This window comes from Pseudarthrobacter sp. lyk4-40-TYG-27, assembly GCF_030209295.1.
Classification (GTDB): Bacteria; Actinomycetota; Actinomycetes; order Actinomycetales; family Micrococcaceae; genus Arthrobacter.
The window spans coordinates 77,601-94,349 of record NZ_JARVSH010000010.1; the positions used below are offsets into that span (position 1 = coordinate 77,601).

Genomic DNA, 16,749 nt, shown 5'->3' on the forward strand with positions numbered 1-16,749 from the left:
CATATCCGTCCCGCCGGAACATTCGGGCATACAAAAAGGGCGCCCCGAAGGGCGCCCCGGAGTTGCTGGGGAAAGAATTCCGCGCGGCTAGTGGCGTGGGGTCCGCACCACGTCGCTGATCCACTGCCGGGTCTTCTCGTCCAACGGGCCGGCGACCCGGGTTTCGCGGGCCATGCGGTCCGCCTTCACCTTCTGCAGCACCATCCTGCCCAGGCCGGCAAAAACGGCAGCGGCAACCATCGGCAACAGCACGGACTTGGAATTTTGCGCCATCAACCAATCCTAGTGAACGCCCTCCGGCAACTCCAGAAGCACATCCTTCGGGCCTCCACCCCGGTCCTCCCGGATCGGGGTCTACTCCATGAACATGCGGAATGCGGCGGCATGGGCCCGGGCCGGTAGAATGATAGGGCAAGCTCGCGGAGCGCCCGTCCACCATGTCCCCGACACCCCGGTACGGCGTGAGACGGCACCACTCCGCTGCGCCCTTAACCAAGCTCACGCACAGGAGTTGCCGGATGCCCCGGATCGTTGTTGACGTCATGCCCAAGCCCGAGATTCTGGACCCGCAGGGGAAGGCGATCGTTGGCGCTCTCCCCCGGCTGGGCTTCACCAGCTTCAGCTCTGTCCGCCAGGGCAAGCGCTTCGAACTGACGGTCGACGGCGAGGTGACGGAAGAAATCCTGGCCCAGGCCCGCGATGCCGCCGAGACCCTCCTGTCCAACCCCGTGATCGAGGACGTCGTCAACGTCGAGGTCGTCGAGGCCTGAAATGACTGAACTTCCCCTGATCGGCGAGGCCGTGGCCGTCGCCGCAGAGCCGCGCCTCGCCGGCGCCCGGATCGGCGTCGTGACTTTCCCCGGGACCCTTGACGACCGCGACGCCGCCCGCGCCGTCCGCCTGGCCGGTGCCACCGCCGTCGAACTCTGGCACGGCGACACGGAACTTGGCGACGTGGACGCCGTGGTCATCCCCGGCGGATTCTCCTACGGCGATTACCTGCGCGCCGGCGCGATCGCCCGTTTCGCCCCGCTGATGTCAAAGATCATCGACGCCGCGAACAGCGATGCCAAGCTCCCCGTGCTGGGCATCTGCAACGGCTTCCAAATTCTCACCGAGTCGCACCTGCTGCCCGGTTCCATGATCAAGAACGACCACCTGAAGTTCCTCTGCCGCGACCAGGTGCTGCGCGTCGAGAACGCCAACACCGCGTGGACGCTGGACTACCAGGCGGGCCAGGAGATCACCATCCCGCTGAAGAACCAGGACGGCCAGTACATCGCGGACGAGAAGACCCTGGACGCCCTTGAGGCCGAGGGCCGCGTGGTGTTCCGCTACGTCGGCTTCAACCCGAACGGCTCCCGCCGCGACATCGCCGGCATCTCCAACGCCGCAGGCAACGTGGTGGGCCTCATGCCGCACCCGGAGCACGCCGTTGAGCCGGGCTTCGGCCCCGAGGCGGCGTTCTCCCGTGAGACGGGTGCCGGCGGTTCCGACACCGACGGCCTCGGCTTCTTCACCTCCGTACTGAACAAGATTGTGGGAGGCGACAAGTGACCACCGAAACCACCAAGAAGTTCAACATCGACACCGTCGAGAACGCAGCCAAGACCCCGGATACCGAGCTGCCCTGGGCTGAACTTGGCCTGAAGCGGAACGAATTCGACGAGATCGTCAAGGTCCTGGGCCGCCGCCCCACCGGCGCCGAACTGGCCATGTACTCCGTCATGTGGAGCGAGCACTGCTCCTACAAGTCCTCCAAGAACCACCTGCGCCAGTTCGGCCAGAAGGTCACCGAGGAAATGAAGAAGGACATGCTGGTGGGCATCGGCGAAAACGCCGGCGTGACCAACCTGGGGGACGGCTGGGCCGTGACCTTCAAGATCGAATCGCACAACTCGCCGTCGTTCGTTGAGCCCTACCAAGGCGCCGCGACCGGCATCGGCGGCATTGTCCGCGACATCATTTCCATGGGCGCCCGCCCGGTTGCCGTAATGGACCCGCTGCGCTTCGGCGCCATCGACCACCCGGACACCGCCCGCGTCATGCACGGCGCAGTGGCCGGCATCGGCGGCTACGGCAACTCCCTGGGCCTGCCCAACATCGGCGGCGAAATGGTGTTCGACTCCGTCTACCAGGGCAACCCGCTGGTCAACGCCCTGGCCGTCGGCGTCATGCGGCACGAAGACATCCGGCTGGCCAACGCCTCCGGCAAAGGCAACAAGGTGGTCCTTTTCGGTGCCCGCACCGGCGGCGACGGCATCGGCGGCGCCTCCGTGCTGGCCTCCGAGTCCTTTGATGACACCAAGCCCTCCAAGCGCCCCGCCGTGCAGGTGGGCGACCCCTTCGCGGAGAAGGTGCTCATCGAGTGCTGCCTGGAGCTCTTCAAGGGTTCCCTGGTGGAAGGCATCCAGGACCTCGGCGCCGCAGGCATCTCCTGCGCCACGTCGGAGCTCGCCTCCAACGGTGACGGCGGCATGCAGGTTGAGCTGACCTCCGTCCTGCTCCGCGACCCCACGCTGACCCCTGGCGAGATCCTGATGTCCGAATCGCAGGAACGCATGATGGCCGTGGTCACCCCCGAAAACGTGGAAGCGTTCGAGGCCGTGATGGACAAGTGGGCTGTTGAGTATTCCTGGCTGGGCGAGGTGACCGATACCGGCCGCCTGATCATCACCTGGGAAGGCGAGGTGATTGTCGACGTCGATCCCCGCACCGTGGCGCATGACGGCCCGGTCTACGACCGCCCGTTCGCCCGTCCCGAGTGGCAGGACGCCGTCCAGGCGGACACCTTCACCGGTTCCGTGCAGGACGCCGGCCGGCCCGCTGCCCCCGCTGAGCTGGCCGCGGCCGTCACCGAACTGGTGGCGTCCCCGAACATGTGCTCCAAGTCCTGGATCACCAACCAGTACGACCGCTACGTAGGCGGCAACACCGCCATGGCATTCCCCGATGACGCCGGCGTGGTCCGGGTGGACGAGGAAACCGGCCTGGGCGTTGCCCTGGCCACCGACGCCAACGGCCGCTACACCTACCTCGATCCGTACCACGGCGCGCAGCTGGCCCTGGCGGAGGCCTACCGCAACGTGGCCACTGCCGGCGCCATCCCCATGGCCGTCAGCGACTGCCTGAACTTCGGCTCCCCCGAGGACCCGGACGTCATGTGGCAGCTCGCCGAGGCCATCCGCGGCCTGTCCGACGCCTGCATGGTGCTGGGAATCCCGGTCACCGGCGGCAACGTCTCGCTCTACAACCAGACGGGCACCACGCCCATCCACCCCTCCCCCGTGGTGGCGGTCCTGGGCAAGCTCGACGACGTCGCCCGCCGCACGCCGTCGGGCTGGCGCGAGGACGGCCAGGCCATCTACCTGCTGGGCACCACGGGCGCCGAGCTGGATGGTTCCGAGTGGGCGAACATGCGCGGCCACCTGGGCGGCCAGCCGCCGAAGGTGGACCTCGAGGCCGAACGCGCACTGGGTGAAATCCTGATCAACGCGTCCCGCGACGGCATGGTCGACTCCGCGCACGACCTCTCCGAAGGAGGCCTCGCGGCTGCCCTGGTGGAGTCCTCGCTGCGTTACGGCGTTGGCGCCAGGATCGCGCTGCAGGACGTCATGGACCGCGACGGCGTGGACCTGTTCACGGCGCTCTTCTCCGAGTCGCAGGGCCGTGCCGTGGTAGGCGTTCCCCGTTCCGAGGAGGTCCGCTTCACGGACATGTGCACCGCCCGCGGCTTTGCCCACACCCGCATCGGCGTGGTGGATGCGGCCAGCGGCAAGCTGGAGATCAACGGCGTAGAGGGGCTGTCCCTCGACGCCCTCCGCGAAGCCCACGAAGGGACACTGCCGAAGTACTTCGGCTAGGCCCCACAGAACGCGGACGGACACTCAAGCCCATAGAGAGGGCTTTGGGTGTCCGTCCGCATTTAAGGACCGGTTCAGTCCTCGCTGTGGAGCTCCCGCTGGCGGGCGCTGAGCAGCTCAATCTCCGGCAGGGCTGCCACGAAGCGCTCGACGGCGGCAAGCACCTCCACGAGGTGCGCCCGGTCAGCAGAAACCAAGCCGACGCCCAGCTGTGTGCGCCGGTACTGGCTGTGGTCCCCCACCTCAGCCACCGAGACATCGAACCGGCGCCTCAGTTCCGCCAGCAGCGGCCTGACAACCGAGCGCTTCTCCTTGAGGCTGTGGACCGGCCCCAGCAGTATGTCGAACTCGATCCAACCGATCCACATGGGTTCATGCTATCGAGGGTCAGATGGTGAGTTCACCCATCAGGTCCCAGCCTTCGCCGTCGAACTGGCGGCTGACGATTTTCGGTGTTTCCACAAGGGCTTGCGGCATGTCCGCCATGGCCTTCTTGAAGTGGTCACTGTTGACGTGGTCGCCGGCAGCGTCGTCCTTGAAGGCTTCCACCAGGACGTATTCGTTGGGGTCCTCCAAGCTGCGGGACCAGTCGAACCACAGGTTGCCCGGTTCCTGCCGGGTGGCCTGGGTGAAGTCCGCAACGAGGTCCGGCCAGCGTTCAGACCATTCGGGCTTGACCTTGAACTTGACGACGATAAAGATCACTGGGATGTTCCTTCCGCGGCGAGAGAGCGTGCCCCTTCAATGTACCGGGAAGTAACGTGCCGCTGTGCGGCGCGGGTGACTGGTCCGCCGGCGGCGTAGAACCAGTTGGCGGGCTTGCTGAAGGCGCGGATCCGAAGCCACACCTTCCCCTCCCCATCAAGCTCCACTTCGAAGGACTCTTCGCCACGGGCGGGATGGCCGGGAAGCGTACCGTAGCCAAAGCCGGCCGATTGCGGCCCGTCCAGGTCCGAAGGTTCGTGGACCCACACCACCTGGCACGGCGCATTCAGGCGGAAGGGCCCGACGCCGAATCCGCTCACCACGCGAACGCCGGGCGCCGCCCTCGGTGACCCCGCACGGACCCGCAGCCCGGCCCGCCGCTGCAGCTCCCAGCCCAGGATGCCGTCCGCGACGTGCCGGTACACTGTGGTCCCGGAGCCAAGGTAAGCCTCCTTGAGGACGCGGCCATAGCCGGCCGGAGCCGTGCCGGCTTCAGTGCTTCCTGCGCCGGGGTAGTTCAGGCCACCCCCGGGGTGTCCCTCTTCAATCATCGCTTCCGGCCCTTTCGAGGCGCGCCCACCCCAGTTGCTCCTGCTGCTTCCGGCTCAGGCCGGCCACCACCAGGTCATAGGAATCCTCCACCATGTCCCGGATCATCGCTGCCGGCAGGTTGCCATCAAGGCGCACCCCGTTCCAATGGGTCTTGTTCATATGCCACGCACCGGTAATCTCCGGGTGCACTGCGCGCAACTGTACCGCCAGCGCCGGTTCACACTTCAGGCTCACCGAAAAGTCGCGCTCGTCCATGGTGGACACGGCGAACAACTTGGCCTCGTGCCGGGCGCCCCCGGCGATATGGGCACGGACCTTGAAGACTGAGGTTTCCGGTCCGAACGGAAAATCCTCATATACTCCCGGGAACGAAAGGCAGATCGTCCTCAGCTCAGTTGGGTCCATGAAGGAAGCCTATAAAGCCGGACTGCGCGGTGCTAGTCTGCGAGCATGTCACTCGACCAGGGCCCCATACCTGTTCTGGACCTGCATTCCGCACGGCAGGCGGACGGCTCTTTCAGCCCGGAATTCATCGAACAACTGCGGCACGCCACCCACAATGTCGGGTTCTTCCAAATCACGGGATACGGGGGCAGGCCAGGGCAGGCCGAACAGCTTCTGGACATCATCCGGCGTTTCTTCAACCTGCCGCTGGACGAACGGATGAAGCTGGACAACCGTTTGTCACCGCACTTCCGCGGCTACACGCGGATGGGTACCGAAGTCACCCAGGGGCGCGCGGACGCCCGGGAACAGATCGATTATTCGCCGGACCGCGAGCCGGTTCCGGAGGTTCCGGCAGACCAGCCGTACTGGCTTTTACAGGGCCCCAATCTCTGGCCCGGAGAGGCGTTCCCCGAACTCCGGCCGGCCGCCATGGAGTGGGCCGCGCTGATGTCCGGTGTGGGCATGGAACTGCTCAGGGCCATTGCCGTTTCGCTGCAACTTCCCGAAGACTACTTCGACGAACCATTCCGCGATGCCCCCGCCTGGATGGGCAAGCTGGTGCACTACGTGGGCGGTGTGGTGGAAGCCGCCGGCGACCAGGGCGTGGGCTCGCATGCCGACTACGGCTTCGTAACCCTGTTGCTGCAGGACAATGTGGGCGGCCTTGAAGTGCTGCCCCCTGGTACCAGCCGCTGGCTGCCGGTGGAACCGCTGCCGGGGGCCCTGGTGGTGAACCTGGGCGAGATGCTGGAGGTAGCCACCGAGGGGTACCTTGCGGCCACCATCCACCGGGTCCAGGCGCCGCCTCCTGGCGTCGACCGCTACTCGGTACCGTTCTTCTGGTCGCCCCGGCTGGACGCAGTGATCCAGCCGGTCCCCCTGGCTCCGGAGCTGAAGGCCGCGGCACGGGGCATCACTGATGATCCCGCCAACCCCCTGTTGGCGTCCTTTGGCATGAACATGCTCAAAGGACGCATGCGCGCCCATCCGGACGTCACCGAGCGGCACTATCCGGAGCTGATGAAGCGCTAGAGGTTGTACTTCCAGGCCAATTGGGCCGGGCAGGCGTTCATCACCACGTCCAGGCCCGCCGCCTTGGCGCGTTCCGCGGCGGCTTCGTCGATCACCCCCAGCTGCAGCCATACGGCTTTGGCGCCGGTGGCGATGGCTTGGTCCACCACGTCACCCACCCGCTGCGAGTTCACGAAGCAGTCCACGACGTCGATAGGCCGCTTTTCCGCCGGAATGTCAGCGAGGGTGCGGTACCCGGTCTCGCCATGGACAGGTTCGCCGGGCAGGTTGACGGGGATGATTTCCATGCCGAGCTTGTCCCGGATGAACAGCGACGTATCGTAGGCGGCCCGCCACTCATTGGTGGTCAGGCCCACGATGGCCCACCGCCCTTTGGTGCGCATGAGGCGTTCAATGACTGCGGGATCGTTGGTGTGGCCCATGCGATCAGCCTACGCCGCACTCTCCGGAGCCGTTGATGCCAGGCACCGGCTGCGCCCGCTGACTACTTCGCCGGGGATTCAGCCTTCCTGCCGCTGCCCTGGCCCGGCGACTGGCCCACTGGTCCCGGCGCATCAGCCGCCTTGGGCGTGGCTGCACCGGGGCCGTCCTGGCCCACTGCCGGAGCCTTCGCCGCGGGCGCCTCCGGCTTGCCTGCTGCCGGCGTCCCCGGAGGCGTGGCGCCTGCCGCCGGTGGTGCGCCGCCGTCGTCCCGGCCGCGGCCGTTCCCGTCCGTCCCGCCTCCCGGCGCGGCGGGAAAAGCAGCCCCCAGCCTGTCCGGCACGCAGGCTACCGGCCTGCCGCCGTCGTCGTGCATGGAAGCTCCGCCGCAGCTTCGCACGGCCCCAGGGCCCGTCGCTCCGGCAGCGTCCTCCAAAAGGCGGGTCGCGTGGCTTCTGCCGGGTGCGGCCGCGGCGGGTGAAGGTGACGAAACCGTGCCCGGGACTTCCCCATCGGCGGCGGGGACCGGGGACCGGTAGCCGCCTCCTGCGGCCGAAGCATTGGTGGTGGACGGCGCGCCCCACGGTGGAGTCCAGTCAGCCAGCACGTGCTGCACTGTTTCACTTCCGGGTGCGGAGGAGCTGGCGGCAACCCCGCCAACCCCCAATCCCATTCCGGCCACCAGGACCAGGCCCAGGGCGGTCGGGCGGTGGCGCCGCCGACGGCGCGCGAGGTCATTGGCGGGCTGCTCCCCGGCAGGAGGGTCTTCCAAGGCGCCTCCCGCCACCGGCGTGCCGGCGGCTGGTGCCAGCAAGGCGGCAAGCTCCGCACTGGGTGCCGGAGCGGGCAGCGAAGCCAGCGAACCGAGCGAAAGCAGGACGTCGCGAAGTTCCGGGTCATCGCCGCAGCCGGCGTCCCGGAGCATGTCGTCGACAAGGGACACGAGGTTGCCTGATGGTGGTGTCATGGCGCGAGGTACTCCTTCACTGACGCCAGCTCCCGGAGTTTCAGCAGCGCACGGCGCTGGAGCTGCTTCACGGACCCGGGGCTCTTGTCCATGGCCTCCGCCGCCTGTTCCACGGTCAGGCCGGCCACGAGGCGAAGTGAGAGCGCTTCGCGCTGGTCTTGGGGCAGCCCGGACAAGAGTTCCAGGACTTCGCCGGGCGAGATGTTGCGCAGGGCTTCCTTTTCGGCGGAGGTGTCTTCGCGCTGGTCGAGCTCGGGCTCGAACGGCAGCTTTACCGGGTGACGGCTTTGGCGCCGGCGATCGTCCACCATCCGGGCATGGGCAACGCTGAAGATGAAGGTCCGCAGCCCCGCTTCGCCTCCCCGCACGGTGTCGAGGCGGGGCAGGACGGAAAGGAACACTTCCTGCATGGCCGCCTCCGGATCGTCGACTCCCCGGGCGGCAAGATAGCCCAGGACTTGTGATGCGTACGTTTTGTAGACGAGGCTGAAGGCAGCAGGCCCGGGGACGGCGTGGTCCGGGGCCGCATCTGTCTGTGCATCGGTCACTGACGTGGAGCTTTCAATCAAAAGGGCGTCGGCAAGGGAAGCGTCTCACGGGAATCCGGAACGCTGGTCCTACTTTACCCTTCAGTAACCTTCCCGACCGGTGAGCGCCACGGAACTCCGCCCGCGTGCGGCCTTGCCAAGAGATCAAAAGAGCCGGCCTGGAACGTGATGGGGGACAGGTTCCAGACCGGCACTTCACAGGGGTAATCGCTGCGGACTTCCGAAGGGTTACGCCCTTGTGAAAGTTTTTTTGATTTTATTCATCCCGTCCTCAACGGGTGGCTGCGCTGGCCCAACGCGGCGCGGCCTGCCTGCGCGTTGTTTTCGCCAATGCATAGGCGTGCAGCCTCACCGGCAGCCGCCGGTCATCACACGCCGGTACGACGACGGGCAGGTCGCCAGGAGCGGCGACGCCGGCGGCTGCGGGTACAGCGGCGGGACGGGAGACTGCCCCGGCGGGGCTGAGATCGGTGACCAGGCCCGTCCCCGCACATTCACGAACGGCCGCGATACCGGCAGCTACCGCCGCCTTGTCCTCGAATCCTTGCGAGACGGCCATGACCGACCCATCGGGCCCCAGCAGCCGGAACCTGTAGAGCAGCTCCGGATCAAGAAAGACTTCAATGTTTCCTGCCACGGCATGTCCTTCCGGTCTGGTGTTTTCGACCGGCGACGGCTCTTCGCTGGGTGCATCCCTGCACCGCCAAACGCATAGTGGGACCGTCCGCTGATCAGTTCAAATGGTGTTAACGAGTCTGGCCGCCGCGGCTGCAGGGGTACAAGACCAGCTGCGTTAAGCCTGTGTAAATTACTGCCCACGCCCCCAAACGCCGGCGGCGGCCCACCCGCAATGGGTGGCCCGCCGCCGTCGTCTACCCTATTCCGGAGGGACGTGTCAGTCGTTGATGAGGTCGTTCACCACGATGGTCTGGTCCCGGTCCGGGCCAACGCCAATAGCGGAGAACCGGGTGCCGGACAGCTTCTCCAGCGCCAGCACGTAGTTCCTGGCGTTTTCCGGGAGGTCCGCGAGGGTGCGGGCGCCGGTGATGTCCTCGGTCCAGCCCTCGAAGTATTCGAAGATGGGCTTGGCGTGGTGGAACTCGGTCTGCGTCATGGGCATCTCATCGTGGCGGACGCCGTCCACGTCGTAGGCCACGCACACAGGGATCTGCTCGATGCCGGTGAGCACGTCCAGCTTGGTGACGAAGTAGTCCGTGAAGCCGTTCACGCGGGAGGCGTGGCGGGCCAGGACGGCGTCGTACCAGCCGCAGCGGCGCGGGCGGCCGGTATTGACGCCGAACTCACCGCCGGTCTTCTGCAGGTACATCCCCATCTCGTCGAAGAGCTCGGTGGGGAACGGTCCGGCCCCAACGCGGGTGGTGTAGGCCTTGATGATGCCGATCGAGCGGGAGATCCGGGTAGGGCCGATGCCCGAGCCCACGGACGCGCCGCCGGCGGTGGGGTTGGAGGAGGTCACGAATGGGTAGGTGCCGTGGTCCACGTCCAGGAACGTGGCCTGGCCGCCTTCCATCAGGACCACCTTACCCTCGTCCAGGGCGGTGTTAAGGACCAGGGTGCTGTCGATGACCAGCGGGCGGAGGCGGTCGGCGAAGGACAGGAAGTAATCAACGATCTCGTCCACCACAACGCTGCGGCGGTTGTAGACCTTGACCAGGAGCTCGTTCTTCTGGCGCAGCGAGCCTTCCACCTTCTGGCGGAGGATGGATTCGTCGAAGACGTCCTGGACACGGATGCCCAGCCTGGCCACCTTGTCCATGTAGGCGGGGCCAATGCCGCGGCCGGTGGTTCCGATGGCGCGGCTGCCGAGGAAACGTTCGGTCACCTTGTCCAGCACCTGGTGGTAGGGGGCCACCAGGTGGGCGTTGGCGGACACGCGGAGCCGCGAGGTATCGGCGCCGCGGGCCTGGAGTCCGTCGATCTCCTGGAAAAGGGCTTCGAGGTTCACCACACAGCCATTGCCGATGATGGGCACCGCGTTGGGGCTGAGAATGCCTGCGGGCAGCAGTTTGAGTTCGTACTTTTCACCGCCTACGACGACGGTGTGCCCGGCGTTGTTCCCGCCGTTGGGCTTGACGACGTAGTCAACACGGCCGCCCAGAAGGTCGGTGGCCTTGCCTTTTCCTTCGTCGCCCCACTGGGCTCCTACGATCACAATTGCTGGCATGGGATCCTCCCCCATTCGTTCGGGCTGCCCGGGTCCGGCCGCGGGGAGCGGACCTGCGCAGCGCCGTTCATGAGAATGCCCCGAACAGACCGGCCATCGCCGGACCGCGGGGCGGCTCAGCGATGCAAGAGTTCCGGGGCTCTTACCACCCAAGTTTAGCGGATCAGGCACTTTGTCCACTCGATGGGCCCGCCGCGGCCCCGCAAGGGACTGCGGCGGGCCTGGTCCCTTACTCGTCCTCGGCTTCCCCGGCCGGCCGGGACGTCTGTTCGGCGAGAGTGTCCCAGAAGGAGGTGTCGGCGTCGGCAATGGAACCGTCCGCGATCGCCGCGGCGGTGGAGGTCAGGGTGGTGACCGTCTGCTTGATCAGGTAGCCGTTGCTCCGCTGCCCCAGCGCGTAGCCGTCCAAGTAGTGGTCCGACATGCCGCGCATCTCGAAAAGCAGGGTGGCAATGCCGTATTCCACGGAGATGCCGTTGCGGCTGATGGTCTCCGCACTGCCGCCCTGGTACTTGCCCAGGTGGCCCCAGCCGGTGGAGTCCACGTTGTTGAAAACCACGGCACCAAGCCGCTTGGATTTCTCGACAACGGCGGGATCGGCGTTCGGGGTGGTGGGGTACAGGATTGACCCGGACACCAGCTTGCCGTCGCGTTCAGCGCGGGTGCCCTGGTGGTGCAGGTCGATCATGTAATCGACGCGGTACTTGCGCATCACGTTGCTGTGCAGCGCCTGGGTCTCCGGCTGGACCTTGGCCACGTGGTCCCGGTTCAGGTCCACGCCCTCTGCGTTGTAACGCGTCAGGTGGCGGTCGCCTTTGGCGAGGTAGTCGTCCAAGGAAAAATTCACGTCCCCCATGGCGCCGTCGGCATTGAGCATGGGCACGATCAGGATATTGACGCCGTCCAGGATGCCGGACGACTTGCCCGTGCCCAGGTGCTTGACGAATTCCATGGCGCCCTCGGTGGTGAGCTGTTCGTTGCCATGCTGCTGGGTCAGGTAGAGGATGGTGGGCTTGGCCGGGTCAGAGATGTATTTGACCAGGTGGATATCGCGGCCCTTGACCGTCTGGCCGATCACTTCCAGCTCCATGGCCGGTTGCTTGGCGTCCTGGTCCTTCAGGAAGGAGACCATCTGACTGTACGTAGCCAGCTTGCTGGTGGTGATCTGGCCGTTGCCGCCGTAGTTCGGGCCTTCGCCAACTGCGTGGGCCATCGGGGCGGACCCGGCGAAGACGGCCAGCGCCAGCGCGCCGGATACGGCAAGGGTCCTCAAAGATTTCGTCACAGTGCGTTACCTCTTTCGAGTGCATCGGGTGCGTTCAGCCGCCATGTTCCCCATTACGGCCCGTGACAGACAGCCAACCAAGCTTGACGAAAGCTGTCAATAGACTGGACAAAACCTGGGAACGGGTTGGGCTATTGCCGGGGAGCGCCACCGCCCAACACTGATCCGCCGTATTCTGAACCGCATTTGCCCACGGGCGGTTCATGGATTTAGGTAAGAGTGGACCATCCGGAGCGGCTGAGAGACCTGGCTCAATGACGCCGCAGCAACCACGGTCCGGCAGGAAAGCTGCCGGCCGAAGGTGCTACTGCCAGGACCGATGGAAGGAAGATTCCAGCATGCCCCTCAACACCGACCATATTCGCGCCACCCACGCCGGGTCCCTGCCTCGCACCGATGAACTCATCGCAGCCAACACCGCAAAGGAATCCGACGGGATCACCCCGGCGTTCCTGGAGCTCCTGGAAGACTCCGTTGTGGGCGTGGTCCAGCGCCAGAAGGACCTGGGCATCGATATCCCCAACGACGGCGAGTACGGGCATACGATGTCCAACTCCGTGGACTACGGGGCCTGGTGGAACTACTCCTTCGCCCGGCTCGGCGGCCTGGAGCCGACCACCGTGGACCGGTGGGCTGAAGCCGAAGTCCGGCGGTCGTCCCCCGGAAACGTTGTCCTGACGTCCTTCCCCGACCGGCGGGACCGGCAGGCGTTCAATGAGGCGTACAGCGATCCCTCCTCCGGGATCTTGGCGCACCGGAAGAGCGTGTCCCAACCCAAGATCGCCGGGCCCCTGACATATACCGGCCATGACCTGGTGGCTTCGGACATCAAGAACCTGAAGACCGGGCTCGCCGCGGCAGGCCTCAGCGAAGGATTCGTGGCGTCCCTCTCCCCCGGTTCCTGCGCCCGCGTCGCCAATGAGTACTACAAGAACGATGAGGAGCTCGTCTACGCCTGCGCCGATGCGATGCGCGAGGAATACAAAGCCATCATCGACGCCGGCCTGACGGTCCAGCTCGACGATCCGTCCCTGGCCGAGAGCTGGGACCAGATCAACCCGGAGCCGTCCCTGGAGGACTACCTGAAGTTCATCCAGCTGCGCGTCGAGGCCACCAACTGGGCCTTGCGGGACCTTCCGCAGGAACAGGTCCGGCTGCACGTTTGCTGGGGCTCCTGGCATGGTCCGCACACTACGGACATCCCATTCGCCGACATCATCGGCTCAGTGCTGCAGGTCAACGCCGGCGCGTACTCCTTCGAGGCGGCCAATGTCCGCCACGAGCACGAATGGCGTGTCTGGGAGGACACCACCCTTCCTGAGGGCAAAGTGATCATTCCCGGCGTCGTCTCCCACGCCACCAATGTGGTGGAGCACCCGGACCTGGTGGCGGACCGGATTGTCCGCTTCGCCAAGCTGGTGGGACGCGAGAACGTCATCGCATCCACCGACTGCGGCCTGGGCGGCCGGGTGCATCCGCAGATCGCATTCGCCAAGCTGGAGGCTCTTGGCGAGGGCGCCCGCCGCGCCACCGTGCGCCTCTGGTAGTTATCCGCCCCTTCCGGGAATGACCGCCGGTCCACTGCGCCATGAATGAGGTGCGCTGGACCGGCGTTTCGTTTCTCCGGGCTTGGTAAACTGGCAAAGGCCGACCCGGAATCGGCCCACCCCAACTAACCACCGTTGATGAGCTGCGCCACCGTGCGCCCATTTTCGGCGGTGGACGCAACATCAATCCCCGCAGGAGAACCAGCCCTTCATGACCGCACTGGCCCCCGAAACATTCCACGAACAGCTCATGAGCCGCCGTTACGAGCCCAGCGTTGCCGCTGTCAACGAGCTGTGCGATTCCCTGCAGGAAGCGAAGCCCGGAACCGTGGTGCCCTACGTGGACCCCATGCACGATGTTGAGGAATGCCGCATCATCAGCCTGTACTCCAATATTGGCGAGATGGACCAGTCCGGTTTCATCACTGCCGGTGACCAGGACGCCGCGACCCGCATGCTGGGCATCCAGTGGAAGCTGGGCCTGCGCCCGGAATTCGTGATGCCCTGGAACGTCCACCCGTGGCACGTCCCGGGGGAGGCCAACGGAAAATTCACCCCGGACCAGGTGCAGGCAGGTTTGAAGCCGCTGCTGAAGTTCCTCGCCCTGGTCCCCCGCGCCTCCGTGATCGTGGCGCACGGCACGGAGGCAAACCGCCTGGCCAACCTGCTGCTGAAGACCGAAGTCCCGCTGCTGTGGCGCCGCGGCCTCAAGACCTACAAGGTCCGCTCCCTGAGTGGCCGCGCCTTCGCCGGTTCACCGGCCCGCCAGGAGGAGTTCCTCGCGGACATGCACACGGCGTACGCCGATGCCATGGCACGCACCGGCATCGCCCACCAGGCCTAGGGTTTCGACGCGGCTCAACCACCGACGACGGCAGGTCACCTTCGCTGGGAAGGTGACCTGCCGTCGTCGTAATTAGTCGTATCTAGCCCTCGATGGCTGCCTTCGCCGCGGGATCGGAGTCGTTCAGGAACTTCTCGATCCGCTCCGGCTCGTCCGCTTCCCCAATAGCCGACGAAGCCCTGCCCAGCGAGTAAAGCGCACGGAGGAACCCGCGGTTCGGCTCGTGCTCCCACGGGATGGGCCCGACGCCGCGCCAACCGTTGCGGCGCAGCGCGTCCAGTCCGCGGTGGTAGCCCACTCGGGCGTACGCGTAGGAGTCGATGGTCCGGCCCTCGGTCCACGCTTCCTCAGCCAGGATCGCCCACAACAGTGAGGACGTGGGGTGCTTTTCCACCAGGTCCAGGGCCTCGTGCCCGGCTTCCAGCTGCGCATTGACCTCGGTCTCGGCAGGCAGGAGCGTGGGCTCAGGTCCCATCAGGTTCTTGCGGAACTCATCCGACATCTAGAACGTCTTTCCGGCCGAACCGAGCTGCTTGGTGGCTTCCACCACGCGGGCCGCCAGGCCGGCTTCGGCGGAAGCGCCCCAGACGCGGGGGTCGTAGGTCTTCTTGTTGCCCACTTCGCCATCAACCTTCAGGACGCCGTCGTAGTTCTTGAACATGTGGTCGGCCACCGGGCGGGTGTAGGCGTACTGGGTGTCGGTGTCGATGTTCATCTTGATAACCCCGTAGGAGACGGCGTCGGCGATTTCCTGGTCAGAGGATCCGGAGCCGCCGTGGAACACGAGGTCGAACGGGTTGTCCTTGCCGATCTTCGCGCCCACCTGGGCCTGGATGTCCTTGAGGATCTCCGGGCGCAGCTTGACGCCGCCGGGCTTGTACACGCCGTGGACGTTGCCGAAGGTCAGTGCGGTGATGTAGCGGCCGTTTTCGCCGGCGCCCAGGGCGTCGATGGTGGCCAGGGCGTCCTCGACCGTGGTGTAAAGCTTGTCATTGATGGCGTTTTCGACGCCGTCTTCCTCGCCGCCGACCGTGCCGATCTCCACCTCGAGGATCATCTTGGCGGCAGCCGTGCGCTGGAGCAGGTCGCGGGCAATGCGCAGGTTCTCCTGCAGGGTTTCGGCGGAGCCGTCCCACATGTGGGAGTTGAAGAGCGGGTTGCGGCCGGCCTTGACCTCGGCCTCGGAAGCCTCAAGCAGCGGCAGGACAAAGCCGTCCAGCTTGTCCTTGGGGCAGTGGTCCGTGTGCAGGGCGATGTTGACGTTGTAGTTCTTGGCAACTTCGCGGGCGAAGGCTGCGAAACCCAGGGAGCCGGCAACCATGTCCTTGGTGGACGCGCCGGACCAGTAGGCGGCGCCGCCGGTGGAGACCTGCACGATGCCGTCGGACTCCGCCTCCGCGAAGCCTCGCAGTGCCGCGTTCAGCGTCTGCGAGGACGTGACGTTGACGGCGGGGAAGGCGAATCCGCCCGCCTTCGCGCGGTCGATCATCTCGGCGTAGATCTCTGGGGTTGCAATGGGCATGCTGGCTCCTCTGCTGAGTTTCGTCTGTGGGTGGATGACCCTCAAGTAGACCGCTTACGGCTAGGCACCATCCTAGCCATTCCCGGGCAGGCCGGGTGTTTCGGGTCACGGGTTGGTAATACTCAGACCTGCTGGCCGAAGACGTGCCTGCGGACCCAGGCGTGCATGGCGATGGCGGCTGCGGAGGCGGCGTTAATGGACCGGGTGGAGCCAAACTGCTCGATGGACAGGGTGGCGACGGCTGCCTCGTGGACCTCCGGCGTCAAGCCCGGGCCTTCCTGTCCGAACACCAGCACGCAGTCCCGGGGCAGCTCGTAGGTCTCCAGCGGGACGGAGTCCGGGAAGATGTCGATCCCGATGATGGCGAGCCCCTCCCCGTTCGCCCACTGGACGAAATCCGCCACGGTGGGGTGGTGGCGTACGTGCTGGTAGCGGTCGGTGACCATGGCACCGCGCCGGTTCCACCGCCGTCGGCCGATGATGTGGACCTCTTTGGCGAGGAAGGCGTTGGCGGTGCGCACCACCGTGCCGATGTTGAGGTCGTGCTGCCAGTTTTCGATGGCCACGTGGAAGTTATGCCGCCGCGAGTCCAGCTCCGCAACAATCGCCTCGTGTTTCCAGTAGCGGTACTTGTCCAGCACGTTGCGCCGGTCCCCGTCCGCCAGGAGGTCAGGGTCCCAGTGGTCGCCTTCCGGCCATTCGCCTTCCCAGGGCCCGACGCCGACCTCGGCCTTGGCGGGTTCGGCGTCCCCGGGCTCGTGGTTGGGTTCGTCGGTCATCCCGGGCGTTTGATTCACCCTTCAACACTAGACTGGACCACTGGAGCATTCAT

General features: G+C 66.0%; 20 protein-coding genes and 1 riboswitch. Of the genes, 6 read left to right on the forward strand and 14 right to left on the reverse strand.

Features of this window, described 5'->3' with window-relative positions:
* Positions 1-87: 87 nt before the first annotated feature.
* The gene (locus tag QRM96_RS17475; RefSeq protein WP_018763149.1) at positions 88-273 is read right to left on the reverse strand and encodes a hypothetical protein; all 186 of its coding nucleotides are present in this window, start codon (positions 271-273) and stop codon (positions 88-90) included.
* A 245-nt stretch (positions 274-518) separates the two neighbouring features.
* Between QRM96_RS17475 and purS the strand changes: the two genes are divergently transcribed.
* From purS to purL, 3 genes are read left to right on the forward strand one after another with little or no spacing between them, the layout of a single operon-like run.
* Complete coding sequence (purS, locus tag QRM96_RS17480) at positions 519-770, forward strand: phosphoribosylformylglycinamidine synthase subunit PurS (protein WP_015935902.1); 252 nt, start codon at positions 519-521, stop codon at positions 768-770.
* A 1-nt stretch (position 771) separates the two neighbouring features.
* The gene (purQ, locus tag QRM96_RS17485) at positions 772-1,557 is read left to right on the forward strand and encodes a phosphoribosylformylglycinamidine synthase subunit PurQ (RefSeq protein WP_018763148.1); all 786 of its coding nucleotides are present in this window, start codon (positions 772-774) and stop codon (positions 1,555-1,557) included.
* Entirely contained in the window at positions 1,554-3,863 is a 2,310-nt protein-coding gene (purL, locus tag QRM96_RS17490; protein WP_285320437.1) for a phosphoribosylformylglycinamidine synthase subunit PurL, read from the forward strand. The genes purQ and purL overlap by 4 nt, the downstream gene beginning before the upstream one ends.
* A 74-nt stretch (positions 3,864-3,937) precedes the next feature.
* Here purL and QRM96_RS17495 read toward each other — a convergent pair whose 3' ends face one another.
* From QRM96_RS17495 to QRM96_RS17510, 4 genes are read right to left on the reverse strand one after another with little or no spacing between them, the layout of a single operon-like run.
* A complete protein-coding gene (locus QRM96_RS17495) occupies positions 3,938-4,231 on the reverse strand; it encodes a DUF503 domain-containing protein (RefSeq protein ID WP_018763146.1) in 294 nt (97 codons plus the stop codon).
* Between the two features lie 19 nt (positions 4,232-4,250).
* A complete protein-coding gene (locus QRM96_RS17500; protein WP_018763145.1) occupies positions 4,251-4,568 on the reverse strand; it encodes a putative quinol monooxygenase in 318 nt (105 codons plus the stop codon).
* Complete coding sequence (locus QRM96_RS17505; protein WP_285320438.1) at positions 4,565-5,119, reverse strand: DUF1990 domain-containing protein; 555 nt, start codon at positions 5,117-5,119, stop codon at positions 4,565-4,567. The genes QRM96_RS17500 and QRM96_RS17505 overlap by 4 nt, the downstream gene beginning before the upstream one ends.
* Entirely contained in the window at positions 5,112-5,525 is a 414-nt protein-coding gene (locus QRM96_RS17510; RefSeq protein ID WP_109045866.1) for an MmcQ/YjbR family DNA-binding protein, read from the reverse strand. Before QRM96_RS17510 ends, QRM96_RS17505 begins: the two co-directional genes overlap by 8 nt.
* A gap of 45 nt (positions 5,526-5,570) precedes the next feature.
* On the opposite strand from QRM96_RS17510, the gene QRM96_RS17515 reads away from it, so the two are divergent.
* Positions 5,571-6,599, forward strand: a complete 1,029-nt coding sequence (locus QRM96_RS17515) for an isopenicillin N synthase family dioxygenase (RefSeq protein WP_109045865.1) — start codon at positions 5,571-5,573, stop codon at positions 6,597-6,599.
* Here QRM96_RS17515 and QRM96_RS17520 read toward each other — a convergent pair.
* The 6 genes from QRM96_RS17520 to QRM96_RS17545 all read right to left on the reverse strand — a co-directional run bounded on the left by QRM96_RS17520 (position 6,596) and on the right by QRM96_RS17545 (position 12,004).
* On the reverse strand, positions 6,596-7,021 hold the full coding sequence (locus tag QRM96_RS17520; RefSeq protein ID WP_285247308.1) for a CoA-binding protein: 426 nt from the start codon (positions 7,019-7,021) through the stop codon (positions 6,596-6,598). The genes QRM96_RS17515 and QRM96_RS17520 overlap by 4 nt on opposite strands.
* Before the next feature lie 62 nt (positions 7,022-7,083).
* Positions 7,084-7,986, reverse strand: coding sequence for a hypothetical protein (locus tag QRM96_RS17525; RefSeq protein WP_285320439.1), 903 nt, complete (start codon positions 7,984-7,986; stop codon positions 7,084-7,086).
* Positions 7,983-8,534 (reverse strand): RNA polymerase sigma factor, encoded by a 552-nt coding sequence (locus QRM96_RS17530; protein WP_109045862.1) that lies wholly within the window; start codon positions 8,532-8,534, stop codon positions 7,983-7,985. Before QRM96_RS17530 ends, QRM96_RS17525 begins: the two co-directional genes overlap by 4 nt.
* 271 nt (positions 8,535-8,805) lie before the next feature.
* Positions 8,806-9,171, reverse strand: a complete 366-nt coding sequence (locus QRM96_RS17535; protein WP_018763138.1) for a DUF1508 domain-containing protein — start codon at positions 9,169-9,171, stop codon at positions 8,806-8,808.
* A 258-nt stretch (positions 9,172-9,429) separates the two neighbouring features.
* Positions 9,430-10,719, reverse strand: coding sequence for an adenylosuccinate synthase (locus tag QRM96_RS17540; protein ID WP_018763137.1), 1,290 nt, complete (start codon positions 10,717-10,719; stop codon positions 9,430-9,432).
* Between the two features lie 229 nt (positions 10,720-10,948).
* Complete coding sequence (locus tag QRM96_RS17545) at positions 10,949-12,004, reverse strand: M14 family zinc carboxypeptidase (RefSeq protein WP_285320440.1); 1,056 nt, start codon at positions 12,002-12,004, stop codon at positions 10,949-10,951.
* Positions 12,005-12,225: 221 nt separating this feature from the next.
* A riboswitch (SAM riboswitch) is annotated at positions 12,226-12,330 on the forward strand.
* A 12-nt stretch (positions 12,331-12,342) separates the two neighbouring features.
* On the opposite strand from QRM96_RS17545, the gene QRM96_RS17550 reads away from it, so the two are divergent.
* Positions 12,343-13,551, forward strand: a complete 1,209-nt coding sequence (locus tag QRM96_RS17550; RefSeq protein WP_285320441.1) for a cobalamin-independent methionine synthase II family protein — start codon at positions 12,343-12,345, stop codon at positions 13,549-13,551.
* A gap of 211 nt (positions 13,552-13,762) precedes the next feature.
* The gene (locus QRM96_RS17555) at positions 13,763-14,395 is read left to right on the forward strand and encodes a uracil-DNA glycosylase family protein (protein ID WP_018763130.1); all 633 of its coding nucleotides are present in this window, start codon (positions 13,763-13,765) and stop codon (positions 14,393-14,395) included.
* A gap of 82 nt (positions 14,396-14,477) precedes the next feature.
* On the opposite strand, the gene QRM96_RS17560 is transcribed toward QRM96_RS17555, so the two are convergent.
* The 3 genes from QRM96_RS17560 to QRM96_RS17570 all read right to left on the reverse strand — a co-directional run bounded on the left by QRM96_RS17560 (position 14,478) and on the right by QRM96_RS17570 (position 16,696).
* Positions 14,478-14,897 carry a DUF3151 domain-containing protein gene (locus QRM96_RS17560; protein WP_018763129.1) on the reverse strand — a complete coding sequence of 140 codons (420 nt, stop codon included), beginning with the start codon at positions 14,895-14,897 and terminating at the stop codon, positions 14,478-14,480.
* Positions 14,898-15,917 (reverse strand): class II fructose-bisphosphate aldolase, encoded by a 1,020-nt coding sequence (gene fbaA, locus QRM96_RS17565; protein WP_109045859.1) that lies wholly within the window; start codon positions 15,915-15,917, stop codon positions 14,898-14,900.
* Positions 15,918-16,039: 122 nt separating this feature from the next.
* A complete protein-coding gene (locus QRM96_RS17570; RefSeq protein WP_018763127.1) occupies positions 16,040-16,696 on the reverse strand; it encodes a TrmH family RNA methyltransferase in 657 nt (218 codons plus the stop codon).
* Between the last annotated feature and the right edge of the window lie 53 nt (positions 16,697-16,749).